The sequence below is a fragment of the Pseudomonas sp. GW821-FHT07G06 genome (assembly GCF_058986625.1).
In genome coordinates this window covers 342,979-366,230 of record NZ_JBYSVW010000004.1, presented here as the reverse complement: position 1 = coordinate 366,230, position 23,252 = coordinate 342,979, and the positions used below count along the sequence as shown (strand labels likewise).

General features: G+C 57.2%; 26 protein-coding genes and 1 tRNA gene. 6 read left to right on the top strand and 21 right to left on the bottom strand.

Annotation, left to right across the window (positions count from 1 at the left end):
- Positions 1-19: 19 nt before the first annotated feature.
- From ispG to trmJ, 15 genes are all read right to left on the bottom strand, one after another.
- A complete protein-coding gene (gene ispG, locus AC3WJW_RS10735) occupies positions 20-1,129 on the bottom strand; it encodes a flavodoxin-dependent (E)-4-hydroxy-3-methylbut-2-enyl-diphosphate synthase (protein WP_003185136.1) in 1,110 nt (369 codons plus the stop codon).
- Positions 1,130-1,132: 3 nt separating this feature from the next.
- Positions 1,133-2,167: a RodZ domain-containing protein gene (locus AC3WJW_RS10730; protein WP_493725968.1), complete on the bottom strand. Its 1,035-nt coding sequence runs from the start codon at positions 2,165-2,167 to the stop codon at positions 1,133-1,135.
- Positions 2,167-2,925: a type IV pilus biogenesis/stability protein PilW gene (pilW, locus tag AC3WJW_RS10725; RefSeq protein ID WP_493725967.1), complete on the bottom strand. Its 759-nt coding sequence runs from the start codon at positions 2,923-2,925 to the stop codon at positions 2,167-2,169. The genes AC3WJW_RS10730 and pilW overlap by 1 nt, the downstream gene beginning before the upstream one ends.
- Before the next feature lie 12 nt (positions 2,926-2,937).
- Positions 2,938-4,086 (bottom strand): dual-specificity RNA methyltransferase RlmN, encoded by a 1,149-nt coding sequence (rlmN, locus tag AC3WJW_RS10720; protein WP_493725966.1) that lies wholly within the window; start codon positions 4,084-4,086, stop codon positions 2,938-2,940.
- Positions 4,087-4,114: 28 nt separating this feature from the next.
- A complete protein-coding gene (ndk, locus tag AC3WJW_RS10715) occupies positions 4,115-4,540 on the bottom strand; it encodes a nucleoside-diphosphate kinase (protein ID WP_007903599.1) in 426 nt (141 codons plus the stop codon).
- A gap of 88 nt (positions 4,541-4,628) precedes the next feature.
- Complete coding sequence (gene iscX / locus AC3WJW_RS10710; protein WP_007973999.1) at positions 4,629-4,829, bottom strand: Fe-S cluster assembly protein IscX; 201 nt, start codon at positions 4,827-4,829, stop codon at positions 4,629-4,631.
- A 14-nt stretch (positions 4,830-4,843) separates the two neighbouring features.
- Positions 4,844-5,185: an ISC system 2Fe-2S type ferredoxin gene (fdx, locus tag AC3WJW_RS10705; protein ID WP_015093626.1), complete on the bottom strand. Its 342-nt coding sequence runs from the start codon at positions 5,183-5,185 to the stop codon at positions 4,844-4,846.
- Positions 5,186-5,187: 2 nt separating this feature from the next.
- Entirely contained in the window at positions 5,188-7,050 is a 1,863-nt protein-coding gene (gene hscA / locus AC3WJW_RS10700) for a Fe-S protein assembly chaperone HscA (RefSeq protein ID WP_493725965.1), read from the bottom strand.
- Positions 7,051-7,101: 51 nt separating this feature from the next.
- Positions 7,102-7,623, bottom strand: a complete 522-nt coding sequence (gene hscB / locus AC3WJW_RS10695; protein ID WP_102699125.1) for a co-chaperone HscB — start codon at positions 7,621-7,623, stop codon at positions 7,102-7,104.
- 8 nt (positions 7,624-7,631) lie between these two features.
- Positions 7,632-7,955 carry an iron-sulfur cluster assembly protein IscA gene (gene iscA, locus AC3WJW_RS10690; protein ID WP_007974004.1) on the bottom strand — a complete coding sequence of 108 codons (324 nt, stop codon included), beginning with the start codon at positions 7,953-7,955 and terminating at the stop codon, positions 7,632-7,634.
- 28 nt (positions 7,956-7,983) lie between these two features.
- On the bottom strand, positions 7,984-8,370 hold the full coding sequence (gene iscU / locus AC3WJW_RS10685) for a Fe-S cluster assembly scaffold IscU (protein ID WP_007974006.1): 387 nt from the start codon (positions 8,368-8,370) through the stop codon (positions 7,984-7,986).
- Positions 8,371-8,471: 101 nt separating this feature from the next.
- On the bottom strand, positions 8,472-9,686 hold the full coding sequence (locus tag AC3WJW_RS10680) for an IscS subfamily cysteine desulfurase (protein WP_008057730.1): 1,215 nt from the start codon (positions 9,684-9,686) through the stop codon (positions 8,472-8,474).
- A 50-nt stretch (positions 9,687-9,736) separates the two neighbouring features.
- Positions 9,737-10,228, bottom strand: coding sequence for a Fe-S cluster assembly transcriptional regulator IscR (gene iscR / locus AC3WJW_RS10675; RefSeq protein ID WP_007974010.1), 492 nt, complete (start codon positions 10,226-10,228; stop codon positions 9,737-9,739).
- Between the two features lie 276 nt (positions 10,229-10,504).
- Complete coding sequence (gene cysE / locus AC3WJW_RS10670; protein ID WP_015093624.1) at positions 10,505-11,281, bottom strand: serine O-acetyltransferase; 777 nt, start codon at positions 11,279-11,281, stop codon at positions 10,505-10,507.
- A gap of 2 nt (positions 11,282-11,283) precedes the next feature.
- Complete coding sequence (gene trmJ, locus AC3WJW_RS10665) at positions 11,284-12,054, bottom strand: tRNA (cytosine(32)/uridine(32)-2'-O)-methyltransferase TrmJ (protein WP_007974014.1); 771 nt, start codon at positions 12,052-12,054, stop codon at positions 11,284-11,286.
- 146 nt (positions 12,055-12,200) lie between these two features.
- Between trmJ and suhB the strand changes: the two genes are divergently transcribed.
- Positions 12,201-13,019 (top strand): type III secretion system regulator SuhB, encoded by an 819-nt coding sequence (gene suhB, locus AC3WJW_RS10660; protein WP_007974015.1) that lies wholly within the window; start codon positions 12,201-12,203, stop codon positions 13,017-13,019.
- A gap of 262 nt (positions 13,020-13,281) precedes the next feature.
- Here suhB and AC3WJW_RS10655 read toward each other — a convergent pair whose 3' ends face one another.
- The 6 genes from AC3WJW_RS10655 to queA all read right to left on the bottom strand — a co-directional run bounded on the left by AC3WJW_RS10655 (position 13,282) and on the right by queA (position 19,367).
- Positions 13,282-13,830, bottom strand: coding sequence for a glycine zipper 2TM domain-containing protein (locus AC3WJW_RS10655; protein ID WP_104450787.1), 549 nt, complete (start codon positions 13,828-13,830; stop codon positions 13,282-13,284).
- A 121-nt stretch (positions 13,831-13,951) separates the two neighbouring features.
- Positions 13,952-14,866 carry a protein translocase subunit SecF gene (secF, locus tag AC3WJW_RS10650; RefSeq protein ID WP_218476261.1) on the bottom strand — a complete coding sequence of 305 codons (915 nt, stop codon included), beginning with the start codon at positions 14,864-14,866 and terminating at the stop codon, positions 13,952-13,954.
- Positions 14,867-14,875: 9 nt separating this feature from the next.
- Positions 14,876-16,744 (bottom strand): protein translocase subunit SecD, encoded by a 1,869-nt coding sequence (secD, locus tag AC3WJW_RS10645; protein ID WP_102702728.1) that lies wholly within the window; start codon positions 16,742-16,744, stop codon positions 14,876-14,878.
- A gap of 64 nt (positions 16,745-16,808) precedes the next feature.
- Positions 16,809-17,144 (bottom strand): preprotein translocase subunit YajC, encoded by a 336-nt coding sequence (yajC, locus tag AC3WJW_RS10640; RefSeq protein ID WP_007956696.1) that lies wholly within the window; start codon positions 17,142-17,144, stop codon positions 16,809-16,811.
- A 43-nt stretch (positions 17,145-17,187) separates the two neighbouring features.
- Positions 17,188-18,303, bottom strand: a complete 1,116-nt coding sequence (gene tgt / locus AC3WJW_RS10635) for a tRNA guanosine(34) transglycosylase Tgt (protein ID WP_162130301.1) — start codon at positions 18,301-18,303, stop codon at positions 17,188-17,190.
- 14 nt (positions 18,304-18,317) lie between these two features.
- Positions 18,318-19,367 carry a tRNA preQ1(34) S-adenosylmethionine ribosyltransferase-isomerase QueA gene (queA, locus tag AC3WJW_RS10630; RefSeq protein ID WP_007982725.1) on the bottom strand — a complete coding sequence of 350 codons (1,050 nt, stop codon included), beginning with the start codon at positions 19,365-19,367 and terminating at the stop codon, positions 18,318-18,320.
- A 107-nt stretch (positions 19,368-19,474) separates the two neighbouring features.
- Here queA and AC3WJW_RS10625 point away from each other — a divergent pair.
- From AC3WJW_RS10625 to AC3WJW_RS10605, 5 genes are all read left to right on the top strand, one after another.
- A tRNA-Leu gene (locus tag AC3WJW_RS10625) sits at positions 19,475-19,559 on the top strand.
- A gap of 180 nt (positions 19,560-19,739) precedes the next feature.
- Positions 19,740-20,069: a hypothetical protein gene (locus AC3WJW_RS10620; protein ID WP_493725964.1), complete on the top strand. Its 330-nt coding sequence runs from the start codon at positions 19,740-19,742 to the stop codon at positions 20,067-20,069.
- A gap of 322 nt (positions 20,070-20,391) precedes the next feature.
- Positions 20,392-21,321, top strand: coding sequence for a hypothetical protein (locus AC3WJW_RS10615; protein WP_493725963.1), 930 nt, complete (start codon positions 20,392-20,394; stop codon positions 21,319-21,321).
- A gap of 146 nt (positions 21,322-21,467) precedes the next feature.
- Positions 21,468-21,977, top strand: coding sequence for a KwaA family protein (locus AC3WJW_RS10610; RefSeq protein WP_493725962.1), 510 nt, complete (start codon positions 21,468-21,470; stop codon positions 21,975-21,977).
- A gap of 7 nt (positions 21,978-21,984) precedes the next feature.
- Positions 21,985-22,869 (top strand): Kiwa anti-phage protein KwaB-like domain-containing protein, encoded by an 885-nt coding sequence (locus tag AC3WJW_RS10605; protein ID WP_493725961.1) that lies wholly within the window; start codon positions 21,985-21,987, stop codon positions 22,867-22,869.
- The last annotated feature ends 383 nt before the right edge of the window (positions 22,870-23,252 follow it).

Genomic DNA, 23,252 nt, shown 5'->3' with positions numbered 1-23,252 from the left:
TTCGGCTCTTCAGTCAGGTTCAGCCGCGCGCAATTACGGCAGCGTCAGCTTCGACCTTTTCGGCCGCTTTCTGACGGATCAAGCGTTCAAGCTCATCCACCAGATTGTCATTCGTCAGTTTCTGCGACGGCTTGCCGTCGATGTAAATCAGGTTTGGCGTGCCGCCGGTCAAGCCGATATGGGCTTCCTTGGCTTCGCCCGGGCCGTTGACCACGCAACCGATCACCGCGACATCCAGCGGCACCAGCAAATCCTCGAGGCGCCCTTCCAGCTCGTTCATGGTCTTGACCACATCGAAGTTCTGCCGCGAGCAGCTCGGGCAGGCGATGAAGTTGATGCCACGGGAACGCAGGTGCAGGGATTTGAGAATGTCGTAGCCGACTTTCACTTCCTCGACCGGGTCGGCCGCCAACGAGATGCGGATAGTATCGCCAATCCCTTCGGCGAGCAGCATACCGAGGCCCACGGCGGATTTCACCGTGCCTGAACGCAAACCACCGGCTTCGGTGATGCCCAGGTGCAGTGGCTGGACGATTTCCTTGGCCAGCAGGCGGTACGCTTCGACGGCCATGAACACGTCGGAGGCTTTCACGCTGACCTTGAAGTCCTGGAAGTTCAGGCGTTCAAGGTGCTCGACGTGACGCAAGGCAGACTCGACCAGCGCAGCTGGCGTGGGCTCGCCGTATTTCTTTTGCAGGTCTTTTTCCAGGGAGCCGGCGTTCACGCCGATACGGATCGGGATCCCGCGGTCACGGGCAGCATCGACCACCGCGCGCACGCGGTCTTCGCGACCGATGTTGCCCGGGTTGATCCGCAGGCAATCGACACCCAGCTCGGCGACGCGCAACGCGATGCGGTAGTCGAAGTGGATGTCGGCGACCAAGGGGACTTTGACCAACTGCTTGATCTTGCCGAAGGCCTCGGCGGCGTCCATGTCCGGAACGGAAACCCGCACGATATCGACGCCGGCCGCTTCCAGGCGATTGATTTGCGCGACCGTGGCCGCGACGTCGTTGGTATCGCTGTTGGTCATGCTCTGCACAGCGATAGGCGCATCGCCGCCAACAGGCACGTTACCGACCCAGATCTTGCGGGATTCGCGACGTTTGATTGGAGATTCGCCGTGCATGACTTATTGACCCAACTTCAGGCGAGCAGTCTCGCCACTGGTGAACGGAGCGACATCGACTGGCTGGCCGTTGTAGCTGACCTGGGCGCCACGGGCAAAGCCCAGGCGTACGGAAAACGGTGGTTTGCCATTGACCGCCAGGCTGTCGCCTTTGCGTTTGAGACCGCTGAACAGCACCTTGCCGCTACCGTCGGTCACTTGTGTCCAGCAATCGGAGGTGAACTGCACCTGAACCTGGCCTTGACCGGCCACCGGTGCGGCAGGCGCTGGCGCAGGAGCCGCAGCGGCTACCGGTGCAGTCACCGCAGGGACCGGGGCGGCAGGCGCTGCCGGAGCCGGAGTTGCCGGGGTCACCGGCGCTGCGACAACGGGCGCGGTAGTGTGCGCAGGTGCGGCTGGCGTGGTCGGCGCTGCCGGGGCGGCCGGCGCAGTCACTTGAGCCTGTTCCGGCGCTTCAGCCGGAGCCTCGGCCTGTGGCAATGCGAGAGCAGTTCCGCCTTCGGTCTGACCTTCCACGACGGCCTGGTCTTCCGGCTCGTCCAGCGGATGAATCTGTGTGGTACCGTCGGCGCCTTCGACTTCTACGTGCTCTGGTGCCAGCCCGATCAGGTCCTTGGTGCGCATCGAGGTCTGATCCTGCCACCAGACGAAACCGCCACCGATCACCGCGACCAGCAACAGCAGGCTGACGATTCGCAAAATGGTGTGGGAAACCCGGACCGGCTCTTCGATACGACCCAGGCTGTGAACATTGCTGCCCTGGGAATCGGTACCGGTGGATTGATCGAATTGCTGGACCAGAACGGCCTGGTCCATACCGAGCAATTTGGCATAGGCGCGAATGTAACCACGGGCAAAGGTATGCCCGGGCAGCTTGTCGAAAGCGCCGGCTTCCAGATTGCTCAAGGAAGTGGTGGTGAGGTTGAGCTTGAGGGCCACTTCGGCCAGCGACCAGCCATTGCTTTCGCGGGCCTGGCGCAAAGTCTCACCGGGATTAACGCGATTCGCTGCTACAACTTCGGGATGCGCCGCTTTCATCATTGCTCCGACAGGTATTGCTGATATTCCGGCGTACCGGGATAGAGTCTTTTTAGTTGCAGGCCTTTACTTGCAGCCTTGTCGCGATCTTCGAACACTTTTGCCAGCCGAACGCCGAGCAATAGACTACGTGCATTTTGCTCGGAGAGCTGGCTGAAACGGTCGTAATAATCTCGCGCGGGCACATAATGCCTGTCTTCGTAAGACAACTCAGCCATTTCCAGCAATGCACGAGGTTGTTGCCGGTTCAGGCGCAGGGCTTTTTCCAGTTGCTGCTGGGCCAGATCACGCTGGCCGAGCATCGCAGCGGTCATGCCCAGGTTCTCGAACACCCGCGAACGCTCAGGATACAGCGTATCGGCAGCGGCTTGTTCAAAGCGCTCGTAGGCTTCGGTGTAACGTTTCTGCTCGAAAAGAAAGCTGCCGTAATTATTGAGGATTCGTGCATCGCCCGGACGGGAAGACAGTGCCTTGCGAAAATGCTCGTCGGCCAACTCCGGCTCCATCTCGGCCTGGAACACCAGCCCCAGCGCCGCGTTGGCATCCGGGTCGGAGCCATCGAGTTCCAGGGCTTTTCTCAGCGGAACCTTGGCGCGCTCGGTCATGCCTTGTTGCAAATAGCCGATACCGAGCTGCACGTATGCCTCACGCGCTTCATCACGGCCCTTGCTGGTCTTCATCGGATTGTAATCACCCGAAAGCACGCAGCCAGCACACAGGCTGGCCAACAGCAAAAGCAGCGCAAAGCGCAGGGACATAGAGATCCTCTCTTAATTGTTGTTCGCAGTGCTCGAAGCAACATCGCTGTCGGCGCTCAATTCACGCACGGCGATATAACGTTCGCTGCGACGGGTGCGATCCAGCACCTGCCCTACCAATTGACCACAGGCGGCGTCGATGTCTTCACCACGGGTGGTGCGGACGGTGACGTTGAAACCGGCATGATGAAGCTGATCCTGGAAACGACGAATGGCGTTGTTGCTCGGACGCTCGTACCCGGAATGCGGGAACGGGTTGAACGGGATCAGATTGATCTTGCACGGGATGTTCTTGAGCAGCTCGATCATTTCCACGGCGTGCTCAAGCTTGTCGTTGACGTCCTTGAGCAAGGTGTACTCGATGGTCAGCACACGCTTTTCGCCCAGGGACGACATGTAGCGCTGGCACGACTCGAGCAGCATCTTAAGCGGATACTTCTTGTTGATCGGCACCAATTGGTTACGCAATGCGTCATTCGGTGCGTGCAGGGACAACGCCAGGGAGACGTCGATGTGCTTGGACAGCTCATCGATCATCGGTACCACGCCGGAGGTCGACAGGGTCACGCGGCGCTTGGAGATGCCGTAGCCCAGGTCGTCCATCATCAGATGCATGGCCGCGACGACGTTGTCGAAGTTCAGCAGCGGCTCACCCATGCCCATCATCACCACGTTGGTGATGGCACGGTCGACGGTTGCCGGGACGCTGCCAAAGGATTTGTTGGCAATCCACACCTGGCCGATGACTTCGGCGGCGGTGAGGTTGCTGTTGAAGCCTTGCTTGCCGGTGGAGCAGAAACTGCAGTCCAGGGCACAGCCTGCCTGGGACGAAACGCACAAGGTGCCGCGTTTGCCCTGGGGAATGTACACGGTCTCGACGCAGCTGCCGGACGCCACGCGCACCACCCACTTGCGGGTGCCGTCGCTGGAGATGTCCTCGCTGACCACTTCCGGACCACGGACCTCAGCAACAGCCTTGAGCTTTTCGCGCAAGGCCTTGCTGACGTTCGTCATGGCATCGAAATCATCGACACCAAAGTGGTGAATCCATTTCATTACCTGACCGGCACGGAAACGCTTCTCCCCGATTGAGTCGAAGAATTTTTCCATTTCCAGCTGAGTCAGACCCAGCAGGTTAGTTTTTACAGTCGATGTAGTCATGGATTCACCTTCACTCTTAAGCCAATGCTTAGCGAGTGGTTACTTCAGTAGCTGCGAAGAAGTACGAGATTTCGCGAGCGGCAGCGGCTTCGGAGTCCGAACCGTGTACGGCGTTGGCGTCGATGGAGTCAGCGAAGTCAGCACGGATGGTGCCGGCAGCAGCTTCTTTAGGGTTGGTAGCGCCCATCAGCTCACGGTTCAGAGCGATAGCGTTTTCGCCTTCCAGAACCTGAACGACAACCGGACCGGAGATCATGAAAGCAACCAGGTCGTTGAAGAAACCACGAGCGCTGTGCTCAGCGTAGAAGCCTTCGGCTTCGGCTTTGGACAGTTGCTTCAGTTTCGAAGCTACAACGCGCAGGCCGGCTTTTTCGAAACGAGTGGTGATCTCGCCGATCACGTTTTTAGCAACGGCGTCAGGCTTGATGATGGAGAAAGTACGTTGAACAGCCATGGTGTAACTCCAGAAACGGTAATTTACGAAAAATTAAACCCGCGAATTATACGCGGGTTCTTGGGTATTGCCTAACCTGCGGCGTGGCTCAGTCGCGTTCTTCGATCCAGTGGGCCTGAATGGCCTCCAGGATCTTTTCGCCACAATGCTCAGGCATGTCGTCGAAATCGGGTAATTCCATTACCCATTTGCGCAGATCGACGAAGTTGACCGACATAGGGTCCACGTCGGGCTTGCTTTCGGCCAGCTGGATCGCGATCTCCAGCACATCAGTCCACTTGAGTTTCATGACAATTCCTTGAATCAGTGCGGCGCTTCGGCGGCGTGGTTGAGCGAGTACTTCGGAATTTCGACCGTCAGGTCTTCGGTACCGACCTTGGCCTGGCACCCCAGGCGGGACTCGCGCTCAAGACCCCAGGCTTTATCAAGGTAGTCTTCTTCCAGCTCGTCGGCCTCTTCCAGCGAGTCGAAACCCTCGCGGATGATGCAGTGGCAGGTGGTGCAGGCGCAGACGCCGCCACAGGCGCTTTCCATCTCGATGTGGTGCTCATGGGCCAGTTCGAGGATGGAAACCCCCGTCTCAGCCTCAACAACCATGCCTTCGGGGCAAAACTTCTCGTGTGGCAGAAAAATGACCTGCGGCATCGTTATTCCTCAATCTCATTCAGGTTGCGCCCCGCCAGCGCGGCTTTCACCGTCGAGTCCAGGCGGCGGGCAGCAAAGGCGTCGGTCACTTGCGACAGACGCTTGGTCTGCTGCTCGATGGCGTAACCATCGGTACCTTTCATCAGTTCGGTCAGCTCCTGCACCTGCAGATCGATGACCAGGCGCTCTTCGGCGTCGAGCAAGCGCTCGCCATCGGCCTCCAGAGCGGCCTGCACGGCCTCGATCAGACGCTGGGCGTCGACCTGCTGTTCGCGCAGCACACGGGCAACCTTGTCGTCATTGGCGTGCTGGAACGAGTCCTTGAGCATTTTGGCGATTTCGCCGTCGGTCAGGCCGTAGGACGGCTTGACCTGAATGCTGGCTTCGACGCCCGAACCCAGTTCGCGAGCGGAAACACTGAGCAGACCGTCGGCATCGACCTGGAAGGTCACGCGAATCTTCGCCGCACCTGCCACCATTGCCGGGATACCGCGCAGTTCGAAGCGCGCCAGGGAGCGGCAGTCGCTGATCAGCTCGCGCTCGCCCTGCAACACGTGGATCGCCATGGCCGACTGGCCATCTTTATAGGTGGTGAAGTCCTGGGCGCGAGCGACGGGGATGGTGGTGTTGCGCGGAATCACCTTCTCCATCAGGCCGCCCATGGTTTCCAGGCCCAGAGACAACGGAATCACGTCGAGCAGCAGCAGTTCGCCACCATCGCGCTTGTTACCGGCCAGGGTATCGGCCTGGATCGCAGCACCGATGGCGACCACTTGATCCGGGTCGATTTCAGTCAGGGGCTGGCGACCGAACGCTTCGGCGACGGCTTCGCGAACGCGGGGCACGCGAGTCGAACCACCGACCATGACCACGGCGTGCACGTCTTCCAGCTCGATACCGGAATCACGTACCGCACGACGGCAGGCTTTGAGGCTGCGCGCGACCATCGGTTCGATCAGCGCATTGAAGGCTTCACGGGTCAGCTCGGCTTTCCAGTCGCTATAGGCAACTTCGACGGCCGCCGCATTGGTCAGGGCTTCCTTGGCCGCACAGGCGGTTTGCAGCAAGTTGCGCTGCGCACCTGGATCAAGGTCGGCGGACAGACCGGCGCTCTCAATGATCCAGCCAGCGATCGCGTGGTCGAAGTCATCGCCGCCCAGGGCGCTGTCGCCGCCGGTGGCCAGGACTTCGAAGACACCGCCGGTCAGGCGCAGAATCGAAATATCGAAGGTACCGCCGCCCAGGTCGTAAATGGCGACCAGGCCTTCGGCATGCTGATCCAGACCATAGGCCACAGCAGCAGCGGTCGGCTCATTGAGCAAACGCAGCACGTTCAGGCCGGCCAGCTTGGCCGCGTCCTTGGTGGCTTGACGCTGAGCGTCGTCGAAATAGGCCGGAACGGTGATCACCGCTCCCACCAGTTCACCACCCAGGGTTTCCTCGGCGCGCTGGCGCAGGACCTTGAGGATATCGGCGGACACTTCGACCGGGCTTTTCGGGCCCTGGATCGTGTCGATGAACGGCATGTGCGACTCGCCGCCGACAAAGCGGTAGGGCAGTTGCTCGCCCAATTGCTTGACGTCGGACAGACCCCGACCCATCAAGCGCTTGACCGACAGCACGGTGTTCAAGGGATCGGTGGCGGCAGCCAGCTTGGCGGATTCGCCAACCTCGACGCGATCGGCGTGATAGCGCACGGCAGACGGCAGGATAACCCGCCCTTGCGCGTCAGCCAGAGGCTCGGAAAGTCCACTGCGCAATGCAGCGACCAGCGAATTGGTAGTGCCCAAGTCGATCCCCACAGCCAGACGACGCTGGTGCGGTTGAGGACTTTGGCCGGGTTCGGCGATCTGCAGTAGGGCCATCGTTATCAGGACTTATCTGTATATCAGGCGTGCGACCGGAGCGGCACTGGGTTAATCGTCGAGGCGCTCTTCTAACTGGCGCACTTCGTAGGTGAGCTTGTCGAGGAACTGCATGCGCCGCATCAGGCGTTCGGCCCGTTCACGTTGCGCGGCATCGTTCCAGCAAGCTGCGAAGTTTTGGTTCAGTTCATCCTGGGCAGCCTTCAGGCGACGCTTGAAGACGGCAACGCCATTGAGATCGGCGCTGTCCTGCAGGTCTTCGAGCTCTTCACGCAGCTCCATCTGCTGCAGAAGGAACTCCGGATCATGCACCGTGACCTCCAGCGGCAGCTCGCCACCATTCAAGGCGAGCAGGTAACGCGCGCGCTTGGGTGGACTCTTGAGCGTCTGATAGGCCTCGTTGAGGCTCGCGGATTGCTCCAGCGCCAGCCGCTGCTCGCGCTCGGAAGCGTCTGCAAAGCGGTCCGGATGAACGCCGCGCGCCAACTCACGGTAGCGCGTAGCCAGCTGATCGAGATCCAGATCGAAACTCGGTTGCAGCTCGAATAAAGCGAAATGACAAGGAGTACCCACGACAAGCCTCAGATGTTGAAGCTTTCGCCGCAGCCACATTCACCGCGCACGTTGGGGTTGTTGAACTTGAAGCCTTCGTTCAACCCTTCCTTGACGAAATCGAGTTCGGTGCCGTCCAGGTAGGCCAGGCTTTTCGGGTCGATAATCACTTTTTCGCCATGACTTTCGAACACCTGGTCCTCAGCAACCACCTCGTCGACAAACTCCAGCACGTAGGCAAGGCCGGAACAGCCCGTGGTGCGAACACCCAGACGAATCCCTTCACCCTTGCCGCGCCCGTCGAGGGAGCGTCGCACGTGCTTGGCCGCCGCTTCTGTCATGCTGATAGCCATCGTTGACTCCTTACTCGTCGCCAAATGCTTAGATCAAGCCTTTCTTCTGCTTGTAGTCGCGAACAGCCGCCTTGATGGCGTCTTCAGCGAGTACCGAGCAGTGGATTTTCACTGGCGGCAGGGCCAGTTCTTCAGCCAGCTGGGTGTTCTTGATGGTTTCCGCTTCGTCCAGGGTCTTGCCCTTCATCCACTCGGTGGCGAGGGAGCTGGAAGCGATAGCCGAACCGCAGCCGTAGGTCTTGAACTTGGCATCTTCGATGATGCCGGCGTCGTTGACCTTGATCTGCAGGCGCATCACGTCGCCGCACGCCGGAGCGCCGACCATGCCGGTGCCGACATCAGGATCTTCCGCGTCCATCTTGCCGACGTTGCGCGGGTTTTCGTAGTGGTCGATGACCTTTTCGCTGTAAGCCATGATTCTCAATCCTCACTCATCAGGGCCGCTCTTGAGACCCTGTAGTTGCGCTGCATTTACCGCCGCGCTGCTACAGGACCTGTATCCGGCGGCTTCTATCGTTAGTGTGCCGCCCACTCGATCTTCGAGATATCGACGCCGTCTTTGTACATGTCCCACAGCGGCGACAGAGCGCGCAGCTTGGTTACGGCCTCGCAGACTTTCTGCGCGGCGTAGTCGATTTCTTCTTCGGTGGTGAAACGGCCGAAGGTGAAACGGATCGAGCTGTGAGCCAGTTCGTCGTTGCGGCCCAGGGCGCGCAGTACGTACGAAGGCTCAAGGGATGCCGAGGTGCAGGCCGAACCGGACGACACCGCCAGATCCTTGAGCGCCATGATCAGCGACTCGCCTTCAACGTAGTTGAAGCTCAGGTTCAGGTTGTGCGGAACGCGGGCGGTCAGGCTGCCGTTGACGTACAGCTCTTCCAGGTGCTCGACCTGCTTGTAGAAACGGTCGCTCAGGGCCTTGATGCGCACGTTCTCGGCAGCCATGTCTTCCTTGGCTACGCGGAACGCTTCGCCCATGCCGACGATCTGGTGGGTCGCCAGGGTGCCGGAACGCATGCCACGTTCGTGGCCGCCACCGTGCATGGTCGCTTCGATACGTACGCGCGGCTTGCGGCTTACGTACAGGGCGCCAATGCCTTTAGGACCGTAGGTCTTGTGGGCGGAGAACGACATCATGTCGACTTTCAGCTTCTGCAGGTCGATCTCGACCTTGCCGGTGGACTGAGCGGCGTCGACGTGGAACAGGATGCCCTTGGAACGGAGCAGTTCGCCGATCGCTGCGATGTCGTTGATGGTGCCGATTTCGTTGTTCACGTGCATGACCGAAACCAGGATGGTGTCGTCGCGCAGTTCGGCTTCGATCATCTCAGGCGTTACCAGGCCATCGGTGCGAGGCTCGATGTAGGTCACTTCGAACCCTTCACGCTCCAGTTGGCGCATGGTGTCCAGGACAGCCTTGTGCTCGATCTTGGTGGTGATCAGGTGCTTGCCTTTGGTGGCGTAGAAATGTGCCGCACCCTTGATTGCCAGGTTGTCGGATTCGGTGGCACCGGAGGTCCAGACGATTTCACGCGGGTCGGCGTTGACCAGGTCGGCGACCTGACGACGGGCGTTTTCAACGGACTCTTCAGCTTTCCAGCCGAACACGTGGGAACGGGACGCCGGGTTACCGAAGTTTCCGTCGACCAGCAGGCATTCACTCATCTTTTGCGCGACACGCGGATCAACCGGGGTGGTCGCAGAGTAATCAAGGTAAATCGGCAATTTCATGGACTATCTCCTAAATCAGGCTGGCTGGCGTGCCGCTAGCTCTTTGGCTGTCATTCGACGGCGGACGCTTCAATCTTGTCCAGGCGTGGCACCTTGCTGTTGCAACGGCGCTGGTCCTGACGCTGGGCTACTTCTTGCACCTCACGGCGAGTCACAAGGTCAGCCAAGCTGATACCGCTCAGAAATTCGTGAATCTGCAGGCTCAGGTCGCACCACAAGTGGTGGGTCAGGCAGGTGTCGCCTTGATGGCAATCACCCTGCCCCTGGCATTTGGTGGCATCGACCGATTCGTTCACCGCATCGATCACCTGGGCGACCTGGATGCCCTGCATGTCGCGGGACAATTGGTAGCCACCGCCCGGACCACGCACGCTGGACACCAGATTGCTGCGGCGCAATTTGGCAAAAAGCTGTTCGAGGTAGGACAGGGAGATGCCTTGGCGCTCGGAGATATCGGCCAGGGACACGGGCCCGTGCTGCGCGTGCAACGCCAGGTCAAGCATGGCGGTCACGGCGTATCGGCCTTTTGTAGTCAGTCGCATGGACAATTACCACGGAGTTCGGAATGAGGCGAGTATGCAATTCCCGAGTATTTAAGTCAACTATAAGACCTAGTACTTTAGTCGGGATTACCCGCAAAGAGCGGGCGCATCATAGCAGGGTCTGCGGCTTAATGGCACACCGCTTAGCGCAGCGCCATTACCCAAATACGACCCCCGACCCCTGTAGGAGCTGCCGCAGGCTGCGATCTTTTGACTTTGATTTTTAAAAAACAAGATCAAAAGATCGCAGCCTTCGGCAGCTCCTACACAAAGGCGTCAGCTGGCTTGGGTCTGGTCTTTATCTTTTACGCAGGCGAAGTCTTCTTCGCGCAGCTCAGGCAGATCTTTCGCACAGTAATTACTGCCCAGATCCTTCAACGCCCCGCACATCCCCTCCAGACGCCCATCGACCGCCTGCAAGTGGTCGAGCAACTGGTTGATGGCGCGAGCCACCGGGTCAGGCATGTCTTCAGTCACGCCGTAGGCATCAAAACCAATCTTCTCGGCCATGGCCTTGCGCTTGGCATCCTGCTCTTCGTCGGATTTGACGATGATCCGCCCCGGAATCCCGACCACGGTCGCCCCCGGAGGCACTTCCTTGGTCACGACAGCATTGGAACCCACCTTGGCGCCGGCACCGACAGTGAACGGGCCGAGCACCTTCGCGCCCGCCCCGACCACGACGCCATCACCCAGGGTCGGATGCCGCTTGCCCTTGTTCCAGCTGGTGCCGCCCAGGGTCACGCCCTGGTAAATAGTGACGTCGTCGCCGATCTCGGCAGTTTCACCGATGACGATGCCCATGCCATGGTCGATGAAGAAACGACGACCGACCTTGGCCCCCGGATGAATCTCGATCCCGGTCAGCCAGCGACCGAAGTTCGACACCAGCCGCGCCAGCCACTTCAGGTCCGCGCGCCACAACATCGCCGACAAACGGTGAATCCAGATGGCGTGCATGCCGGGGTAGCAGGTCAGGACTTCAAAAGCGTTACGCGCCGCCGGGTCTCGATGGAATACGCTCTGGATATCTTCACGCAAACGCTCAAACATCATTAATCCTTCCGCTTTAGAAGCTCACCACGGGCCGCTTTCTGGGTTTCCGTGAGGATGCCACGCAAAATATTCATTTCCGCCCGGCTGACCGAGCTGCGTCCGTACAACCGGCGCAGGCGCGCCATCAAGTGCCGTGGTTTTTCCGGATCGAGGAATTCGATGGCCACCAGGGTTTGTTCCAGGTGTTCATAGAATCGCTCCAGCTCGTCCATGGTCGCCAGCTCAGCGCTTTTGACCGAAGCCACCTCTTCCTTCTCGACCTTGCTTGGCTGGCCTTGGGCGGCCAGCCAGGACATGCGCACTTCATAGCTCAACACCTGCACCGCTGCCCCAAGGTTCAGCGAACTGAACTCAGGGTCGGATGGGATGTGCACGTGATAATGACATCGCTGCAGCTCTTCGTTGGTCAGGCCGGAATCTTCACGACCGAACACCAGGGCGATTTCCGCGCCCTGCCCGGCTTCCTCGACCACCTTCGTACCGCATTCGCGGGGATCGAGCAGCGGCCAGGGAATGCGCCGGTCGCGGGCACTGGTACCCAGCACCAGGTTGCAGCCGACCAGGGCATCTTCCAAGGTGGCGACGACTTGCGCGTTTTCAAGGATGTCACCGGCACCGGAAGCACGGGCGTCGGCTTCGTGATGCGGGAACTGACGAGGCTCGACCAGCACCAGCCGCGACAAGCCCATGTTCTTCATGGCACGCGCAGCCCCGCCGATATTGCCCGGATGGCTGGTATTGACCAGGACGACACGAATGTTATGCAGCAAGGGAGGCGCTCTCGAACACGATAATCGGGAGCGGAATCTTACAGCTGAAGCTACCGTTAAGCCATGAAAGCGAACGTCGTCCTTCTCCTGTAGAAACTTTCTGATAGAATGCCCGGCTTTCTTTAACAACCTTAGGTGACACATCCATGCAGCCCATGCTGAATATCGCGCTGCGCGCCGCCCGCAGCGCCAGTGAATTGATCTTCCGCTCCATCGAGCGCCTGGATACCATCAAGGTCGACGAAAAAGACGCCAAGGATTACGTATCCGAGGTGGATCGCGCCGCCGAACAGAAAATCATCGACGCCCTGCGCAAGGCGTACCCGAATCACTCGATCCTGGGTGAAGAGACCGGCATGCACGCCGGCACCGGCATCGAAGGCGAAGAGTACCTGTGGATCATCGATCCGCTGGACGGCACCACCAACTTCCTGCGCGGCATTCCTCACTTCGCTGTCAGCATTGCCTGCAAATACCGCGGTCGCCTGGAGCACGCTGTTGTTCTGGACCCGGTTCGCCAGGAAGAATTCACCGCCAGCCGTGGTCGCGGCGCTCAACTGAACGGACGTCGCCTGCGCGTCAGCGGTCGCACCAGCCTGGACGGCGCCCTGCTGGGTACCGGCTTCCCGTTCCGTGACGAGCAGATGGACAACCTCGACAACTACCTGGGCATGTTCCGCGCCCTGGTTGGCCAGACTGCCGGCATCCGCCGCGCAGGTTCCGCGAGCCTGGACCTGGCCTACGTGGCTGCCGGCCGCTTCGACGCCTTCTGGGAGTCGGGCCTGTCCGAGTGGGACATGGCTGCAGGCGCCCTGCTGATCCAGGAAGCCGGCGGTTTGGTGAGCGACTTCACCGGCGGTCACGACTTCCTCGAGAAAGGCCACGTCGTTGCCGGTAACACCAAATGCTTCAAGGCAGTTTTGACGGCGATCCAGCCGCACCTGCCGGCCTCGCTGAAGCGCTAAGCTTCCCGCGACAGAAAAAAGCACCCTTCGGGGTGCTTTTTTTATGCCTGCAATTCGACCTGGCTTGCTGGCGATCCGACCTGACATTGACCATTGATGCCGACTGCTACACCTCACCCCTGTAGGAGCTGCCGAAGGCTGCGATCTTTTGATTTTAAAAATCAAGATCAAAAGATCGCAGCCTTCGGCAGCTCCTACATTCGAAATCAGCTATTTGCGGGCACAAAAAAGCACCCCGCAGGGTGCTTCTTTTTTATCCAGATCACTGACCCTGCTGATTCTCCGACAGGATCAACTTGCCTTCCTTATCCACCGGAATCTGATTGCCCGGATCACGATCCATGCGCACCTTGCCTTCCTTGCCGTCCAGCGAATACCGCACGTCGTAACCTACAACCTTGTCACTGATGTCGTTGACCGTGTTGCAGCGGGTCTGGGTCGTGGTGTAGGTATCACGCTCTTGCATGCCTTCCTGCACCTTGTTGCCGGCATAACCACCACCGACAGCACCCGCGACCGTGGCGATCTTCTTGCCGGTGCCGCCACCGATCTGGTTACCCAGCAAACCACCTGCCAATGCACCGACCACCGTACCGGCGATCTGATGTTGATCTTTCACCGGCGCCTGCCGGGTGACCGTTACATCCTTGCACACTTCACGTGGAGTCTTGATTTGTGTCTTGACCGGCTCAACGGCGAGTACTTGTGCGAACTCAGGACCGCTTTTAACCAGGCTGTAGGTGGCCACAGCGCCCCCGGCAGTCACACCGACAGCACCCAGTACAGCACCAACCAGCATCGACTTGTTCACATGAACCTCCTGGACCATCACATGCGGAACGTGTCCGCGCTTCTCCCAGCCTTGGAGCACAAAAAAAGGCGCGAGTTCAACTCGCGCCTTTTTTGGACTACATCGCAGAGAGAAACTTCCCTCAAGGACGGTCGTCGACTTCCTTCTCGGTGTTGGCAGGAGGAATCAGGTCTTCAGTGCTCAGGTTCAGCCAGATCAGCACCACGTTCGCGATGTAGATCGACGAGTAGGTACCCGCCAGAACACCGATGAACAGGGCGATGGAGAAACCGAACAGGTTGTCGCCGCCGAAGAACAGCAGGGCCGCGATCGCCAGCAAGGTGGAGATCGAAGTCGCCATGGTCCGCAGCAGGGTTTGCGTGGTCGAGATGTTGATGTTCTCGATCAGGCTGGCCTTGCGCAGTACGCGGAAGTTCTCACGAACCCGGTCGAATACCACGATGGTGTCGTTGAGCGAGTAACCGATGATCGCCAGTACCGCCGCCAGCACCGTCAGGTCGAAGGTGATCTGGAAGAACGACAGGATACCGATGGTCACGATCACGTCGTGGATCAGGGACACGATCGCACCGACCGCGAACTTCCACTGAAAGCGGAACGCCAGGTAGATCAGGATGCCGCCCAGCGCCATCAGCATGCCGAGGCCGCCCTGGTCGCGCAGTTCTTCACCCACCTGCGGGCCGACGAACTCGACACGCTTGACCGACGCCGGGTTCTCGCCGCCGACCTTCTGCAAGGCGTCAGCGACCTGGTGACCCAGTTGCGGGTCTTCGCCCGGCATGCGCACCAGCAGATCGGTGGTTGCACCGAAGTTCTGCACGATGGCTTCGTGATAACCCGCGGTCACCAGTTGCTCCCGCACCTTGGTGACATCGGCCGGACGCTCGTAGGTCAGCTCGATGAGCGTACCGCCGGTGAAGTCCAGGCCCCAGTTCATGCCCTTGTGGAAGACACTGAACAAGGCCAGTGCGGTAAGGAACAATGTGACGCCGAACGCAAAGTTGCGAACGCCCATGAAGTTGATTGTACGTAACATGGCAGCCCCTTAAATCCACAACTTCTTGAAGTCACGACCGCCGAAGATCAGGTTGACCATCGCGCGGGTCACCATGATGGCCGTGAACATCGAGGTAAAGATCCCGAGGGACATGGTCACTGCGAAGCCCTTGACCGGGCCGGTGCCCATGGCAAAGAGGATGCCGCCGACCAGCAAGGTGGTCAGGTTGGCGTCGAGAATCGCGGTGAAAGCCCGGCCGAAGCCTTCGTTGATTGCGCGCTGCACGGTCATGCCGGCGGCGATCTCTTCACGGATCCGCGAGAAGATCAGCACGTTGGCGTCGACCGCCATACCCATGGTCAATACGATACCGGCGATACCCGGCAGGGTCAGCGTTGCACCCAGCAGCGACATCAGCGCCAGCAGCATCACCATGTTCACCGCCAGAGCGACGGTGGCAATCAGGCCGAAGAAGCGGTAGATGGCCATGATGAACAGCGAGACGAACAGCATGCCCCACAGCGACGCATCGATACCCTTGGTGATGTTGTCGGCACCCAGGCTTGGACCAATGGTGCGTTCTTCAGCAAAGTACATCGGTGCAGCCAGACCACCGGCACGCAGCAGCAGCGCCAGCTCGGACGACTCGCCCTGGCCGTTCAGGCCGGTAATACGGAACTGGGCGCCCAGCGGCGACTGGATGGTCGCCAGGCTGATGATCTTCTTCTCTTCCTTGAAGCTCTGGACCGGCACGTCTTTCTCGACGCCGTTGACCACTTGCTTGGTGTAAGTGGTGACCGGACGCTGCTCGATGAAGATCACCGCCATGCTGCGACCAACGTTCGAACGGGTCGCACGGCTCATCAGCTCGCCGCCGTGGCCATCCAGACGGATATTCACTTCTGGCCTGCCGTGCTCGTCGAAGCCGGCCTTGGCGTCAGTCACCTGGTCACCGGTGATGATCAGGCCGCGCTCGATCAGCGCAGGAGGACGGCCGCCTTCACGGAACTCGAAGGATTCGGAAGTGGCTTTCGAAGCACCCGGCTCAGCGGCCAGACGGAACTCGAGGTTGGCCGTCTTGCCGAGGATACGCTTGGCTTCGGCGGTGTCCTGCACGCCCGGCAGCTCAACCACGATGCGGTTGGCGCCCTGGCGCTGGACAATCGGTTCGGCAACACCCAGCTCGTTGACGCGGTTACGTACCGTGGTCAAGTTCTGCTTGATGGAGTATTCGCGGATTTCCGCCAGCTTGGCCGGGGTCATCGCCAGACGCAGCACCGGTTGACCATTGAGGTCGGCCGGAACAATGTCGAAATCGTTGAAGTTCTTGCGGATCAGCACACGGGCCTGTTCACGGCTGTCTTCATCAGCGAAGCCCAGCTGGATGGCACCATTGAGTTGCGGCAGGCTGCGATAGCGCAGCTTTTCTTTACGCAGCAGGCTCTTTACATCGCCTTCGTAGACTTTCAGACGTGCATCGAGGGCTTTGTCCATGTCCACTTCCAGCAGGAAGTGCACACCACCGGACAAGTCCAGACCCAGCTTCATCGGGTGCGCAGCGAGGTTGCGCAGCCATTGCGGGGTGGTTTGTGCCAGGTTCAATGCAACGACGTAGTCATCACCCAACGCCTTGCGTACAACGTCCTTGGCCGGCAGCTGGTCTTCAGCCTTGGTCAGGCGAATCAGCCCGCCCTTGCCGCCCTCTGCCAGCGTGGCAGCCTTGACGTTGATCCCGGATTCCTTGAGCGCAGCGCTCACGCGATCCAGATCAGCCTGATTGACCTGCAGCGCAGTGCTTGCACCGCTGACCTGAATGGCCGGGTCATCAGGATAAAGATTGGGAGCGGAATAAATCAGACCGACCGCCAGCACCGCCAGGATCAGAATGTATTTCCACAGAGGATATTTGTTCAGCATCACGCCGCCCGTTTATGACGCGGGGCGCCTTGCGCGCCCCGTCGATTGAAAATGAAGTTGAAACTTAGATCGCTTTGAGCGTGCCTTTTGGCAGCGTCGCGGCGATGGCGCCTTTCTGGAATTTCATTTCGACGGTGTCGGAAACTTCCAGAACGACGAAATCGTCGGCCACTTTAGTGATCTTGCCGGCGATGCCGCCAGTGGTCACAACTTCGTCGCCTTTTTGCAGGCTGCTCAGCAGGTTTTTCTGCTCTTTGGCGCGCTTGGCCTGTGGACGCCAGATCATCAGGTAGAAGATGACCAGGAAGCCGACCAGGAAAATCCACTCGAAACCGCCGCCCATAGGGGCTGCCGCAGGTGCTGCAGCGTCTGCCATGGCATTAGAGATAAAAAAGCTCATTTAGCACTCCAGTTGCAAATGTTGAATCTTGGGGTCAGGAAACTCAGTCCAAAGGCGGAACAGGTAACCCGCGTTTGGCATAGAAGGCATCGACAAAGGCGGCCAATGTACCCTGTTGAATAGCCTCGCGCAAACCAGCCATAAGCACTTGATAATGACGCAAGTTATGGATGGTATTGAGCATGCTTCCCAGCATTTCGCCGCACTTGTCCAGGTGATGCAGATAAGCGCGGGAGAAGTTCTGGCAGGTATAGCAATCGCAGGTCGGATCGAGCGGCGAATCATCATGGCGATGGAACGCGTTTCGGATCTTCAGCACGCCGGTATCGATGAACAGATGCCCATTGCGGGCATTACGGGTTGGCATCACGCAATCGAACATGTCCACACCGCGGCGCACACCCTCAACCAAGTCTTCCGGTTTGCCAACGCCCATAAGGTAACGAGGTTTGTCAGCCGGCATCATGCCCGGCAGGTAATCCAGCACCTTGATCATCTCGTGCTTGGGCTCGCCCACCGACAGGCCGCCAATGGCCAGGCCGTCGAAGCCGATCTTGTCCAGGCCTTCCAGGGAGCGCATGCGCAAGTCCTGGTGCATGCCGCCCTGAACGATGCCGAACAGCGCCGCGGTGTTGTCGCCATGGGCTTCTTTCGAACGCTTGGCCCAACGCAGGGACAACTCCATGGAAATACGCGCGACGTCTTCATCAGCCGGGTACGGCGTGCATTCGTCGAAAATCATCACGATGTCCGAGCCCAGGTCACGCTGGACCTGCATCGACTCTTCCGGGCCCATGAACACCTTGGCGCCGTCGACCGGGGAAGCGAAGGTCACGCCCTCCTCCTTGATCTTGCGCATGGCGCCCAGGCTGAACACCTGGAAACCGCCGGAGTCGGTCAGGATCGGGCCTTTCCACTGCATGAAATCGTGCAGGTCGCCGTGCTTCTTGATCACTTCCGTGCCCGGGCGCAGCCACAGGTGGAAGGTGTTGCCCAGAATGATTTCAGCGCCAGTCGCCTCGATATCCCGTGGCAGCATGCCCTTGACCGTGCCGTAGGTGCCCACCGGCATGAAGGCCGGGGTCTCGACGGTACCGCGCGGGAAGGTCAAACGACCGCGACGAGCCTTGCCATCAGTGGCCAGCAGCTCGAAAGACATACGACAGGTGCGACTCATACTGTTTCCTCTGGGCCGCTTGGAGCGGGATTACGGGTGATGAACATCGCATCACCGTAGCTGAAAAAGCGGTAACCGTTGTCGACCGCGGCTTTGTAGGCAGCCATGGTTTCCGGATAACCGGCAAACGCCGAAACCAGCATCAACAGCGTGGATTCGGGCAAATGGAAGTTGGTGACCAGGGCATCGACCACATGAAACGGCCGGCCAGGGTAAATGAAAATGTCTGTATCGCCGCTGAACGGCTTGAGCACGCCATCGCGCGCCGCACTTTCCAGCGAGCGCACGCTGGTGGTCCCCACGGCCACCACGCGACCACCGCGAGCACGGCACGCAGCGACCGCATCGACCACATCCTGGCCGACTTCCAGCCACTCGCTGTGCATATGGTGGTCTTCGATCTTCTCGACCCGCACCGGCTGGAACGTACCCGCGCCGACGTGCAAGGTCACGAACGCCGTCTCGACGCCCTTGGCGGCAATCGCCTCCATCAGCACCTGATCGAAATGCAGCCCCGCCGTCGGCGCCGCCACTGCGCCCAAACGCTCGGCGTAGACGGTCTGGTAACGCTCGCGGTCGGCGCCTTCATCCGGGCGGTCTATATAAGGAGGCAACGGCATGTGCCCGACGCGATCGAGCAGCGGCAACACCTCCTCGGCAAACCCCAGCTCGAACAACGCATCGTGACGCGCCAGCATCTCGGCCTCGCCACCGCCGTCGATCAGGATCTTCGACCCAGGCTTGGGCGACTTGCTGGAACGCACATGGGCCAGCACGCGATGACTGTCCAGCACCCGCTCCACCAGGATTTCCAGCTTGCCGCCGGAAGCCTTCTGGCCAAACAGCCGCGCCGGAATCACCCGGGTATTGTTGAACACCATCAAATCGCCGGGGCGCAAATGCTCCAGCAAATCAGTGAATTGACGGTGTGCCAGGGCGCCGCTGACCCCATCCAGGGTCAACAGACGACTATTGCGACGCTCGGCCAAAGGATGGCGGGCAATCAGCGAATCAGGGAGCTCGAAAGTAAAGTCAGCAACGCGCATGATGGGGTTCGTCTAGCAGGGCCGGGAAGTCTAGCGGAATTATCAAAAATTCTCCATGTACCTGATTGACCAGCGGTTATCTCATCTCTATACTTCGCCGCCATTGAGCCCTGATGGCGGAATTGGTAGACGCGGCGGATTCAAAATCCGTTTTCGAAAGGAGTGGGAGTTCGAGTCTCCCTCGGGGCACCAAAATTAAGAAAGGTCTTGCTTAGCAAGGCCTTTTTTTTCGCCCAAAGAAAAGCACCTGCCCCCACCGACAAACGCCCCGACAACGCACCAACCTGTAGGAGCTGCCGAAGGCTGCGATCTTTTGATCTTGCCTCTCTTCGACCCTCCTCGCCGGAAGAACATTTCACAAGGATTCCCCCCATGGAATTGCACCTGGAAACCGTCGCCCTCTTCTCCCTCAAACTGGCTTATGAATCGGAAGGCCAGAGCCCGATCTTGCGGGATGATTTGGTGATGGGGGATTACCAGCGGGATGTGTTTGAGTTGCTGGTGCGGCGAGGGGATGTTGAGGGGATTCAGGTGAAGGTGGGTGAGTGTGTGGGGTTGGCGTTGGAGGCGGTTGGGGGTGTGGATAAGCCGTTGGGGCGGGAGTTGGGGAGGTTGGCGGGGGAATTTGCCGGGATTCAGATGATGGAGGAGCTTGATGCACCGCTCGTTGCGCTCAAGGATTATCTGAAAGAGATTCAATGAAGGTAAGGGGTGGCCTAAAAAGTGAACATGTCCAATAGGCGGACCAACGCTGGTCACCACATCTCGATCCCGCCTGATCAAGAGTTTTCATTCGTATGATCGCTGCTTGGATGATCGACTGCATCTCACTCAAAACGCAGTCGAGACAGGCAGTGAGCAATATTGACATTCTTCTGTAGCCAAAAACGGCCAAAGGCAGGAACTCGAAGTCGTCGGCAAAAATATTGGCGACTTTCCCGAAGCTGCGGACGGCCGTTGATATATTTAGTGGCCTAGTGATAGCGTTACGATTCTGTCTCAGGTATCGCACAGGGAATAGTTCATGATCGAAGGCAATGTACTAAAAAGCGTAGCGCGCATTTACGCGGAGGCTAGAGGTGCCAAGAAAGTATATTTTGTTGTCGATGCTAAGGGTGTAGTGGGCGACAACCTTTTCAAGCTCGGTTTAGATAAGCTTGAGCGGGATGGCGATGCAGCTCTCCCGAGCAATGTAGGCAGAATAAGCGATTACAATATAAGCGGGAAGGAAATTAAGAGGAGAGACCTTCCCATGATCAAAAAAGCCATACCAACTTATCGAACGTGGAAAGACTGGCATGGCCGAGAGCACTCTGGCGTACAGCATCGAATCATGGATGTTTACCCTATAGATTTTCTTCCCGCTCCGACAGAACGAATCATCCTAAAAAACATCGATGGTGAGTTGTATTTCGCAACTCGCGAAATTGATTTTGATGAGGATAGTGAAGGCGCTGCCCTGCACTTGGCAAATCTAATGCTTGAATGCTTTGGTAAATTCAAGATATTTGACATAAAAGACCACAAAATTGCCGACGTGCCTATCCGCCAGCTTCAGTGGGAAGTACTTCCACCAGGTAAGTATCCATGGAATGATGCTAAAGGGTATATTGAACCACATCTTCAAAGGTTAACTGCCTCTGCAAAAGGTGTCATTGAGCACCGCATGAGACTACTTTCTCAATATGAACCGGATTTTCTAGCAACCGGTCGAGGTGGCTATTCTGGATACTTCGTATTTGGATTTTCCAAGAAGAAGGCATATTTTCTCGAAAGCATACATCTAAATAACGCCACATATGTGTTCGGTCATGACTGGGAAGAACTCTCTTCTTTGAGCAAGGACGAAATTATAAATGGCGAATACGAGCACGATAGAACCATTCACGACAATCGATGGGACTATAAGATTCGTCAGTTACTTCGAGGTCAAGGCGAGATAAACTTCAAATAAAAATATTTAACGGGAGCCACGACTTTTCTATGATTCTCTCTACTACTCACAAAAATGCAAGCCCCCGGCTCCCAATAAAACCCAACCTTAGATAGGTTCCAAGAAACTGTTTTTAGTCCACCACATTAAACACTAGAGAGCAAAAATTGAGAAATTGGCTAAAAACGATTTTATTTGTCTCATCCTTCTCTCCAGCACTTTTAGTGATTGGAGGTGTCCGGTATTATTCAACCGGAACCATAGATGCTTTAGTTATCCAGCTTGTCATTATTTCAATATTAGGAATTGCCCTGCCATTCTTGATACTAGCATGGCTAAGAGCGGAGGCTGAAAGCATTAGCTTCAAGGCTAAAAAAGTAGAGTCAGCGGACTATTTCTTACTTGTTTTTATCGCAAGCTATCTGGCCCCCATCGCAATGAAAATGGCCGAGATCGATTTTATAATGTCCCTCTTGTTTATTAGCGTGACATTTATTGCAGGGTGGCTTATTTCAAACATACCATCCCACCCAGTGCTGTACTTGTTTAAATTCAGATTTTATAAAGTCGAGTCTGATGAGGGCATGGTTTACACCCTAATAACCAGAAGACAAATACTAAGCCCAAAAAACATAAAGACCGTGAAAAAAATATCTAACGGAATGTTAATGGAGTAATGCCGTAATGCTAAATCTTTTTGCGCTAACAAATAATCCAGCCAAGAGAATAGTAAGATTCATCCTGTCAAACCCAGTGCAGGTCGATCTGACTAGATACATCAAAGACCAAGAAACCGCATTCGATGAGGCAGAGCAAGAGATTGAGTTCGACGGGAAGTACAAACCGGACCCAGGCGAAGTACTTTACATTGATAACTATGACGACATTGACGATTTAAAGTCGGCCGTAGAAAATCCGCTAGGTGTAGATGAGGTAGAACCAACAGAAGATTTTTTTAACGAGATAAAAGCGCTCTTTACTGGGTACACCAACCAAGCCGGACACATCAAAGTTTTGGTGCAAAATTTTGATCGCAGAAAAATCATATCAACCAATGGTCTTTCTATATTCCACTCTGCCAACGTGTATAAAAAAATTGAAGGCATAGGATTAACCGTCGACTATAAGCTCGCTGCGACCCTGGAAGAGGGACACCTTAAATTCTTTAGCTTTCATGCTGCACGACAAATATTTGATCTAAGTGAATATTATAAAGTTGCGACAGATGATGACGTCAAAGACTTTGCCGCGTTAAATATCATCAAAGCAGCAAGCACTGATCACCTTCTTGAACTTTCTGACTCTTGGGTAAGAAGGAAGATCTCCCTAATTCAGCAAAGTGGAATTCTTCAAAACGTTCCAATCAATGAAATGAAGGCGGTTGCAATCGAGTTCAACATCCCATTCATGACAACTACGGAAGACACAATAGAGCTAATAGTTATTCCGGACAACAAGTCAGATCTAAAAAAGCTTTTGAGATTTCTGGATGAGGATTACTACAAATCTCCACTTTCAAAAACAAACTTCATAACAAACTCAAAGCGTATCGCTGACAATCGGGCATAATACTTAACATTGTCCGCGCTGAGCTTAGGCTGGGTAAAAATCGTTTTAGAACTGCTTTATGGTAAGGACGAAATATGGGGCAGATTTATTAAAAAAATAAATCCGCCCCCTTTTTCATGGAAAGAGGTCTGAACTGACCGAGACCAATTTCGGCAGCGCGCAGACGATGATTTGAATGCTGATGCTGCTCATTGCGCCCAAGGGTTACTTGAAATATTTCGTGAATACACTTAATAAATCCGCCCCAACTCCGTCCATATGAAGCAGCTTAATGCCCCTCTCATTGGGCTCAAGAATTACCTGAAAGACATTCAATGAGTGATGGCGGCGGCCTAAAAAAGAGAGCGCCCGATAGGCGGACAGACGCAGATCGCCACGTCTTA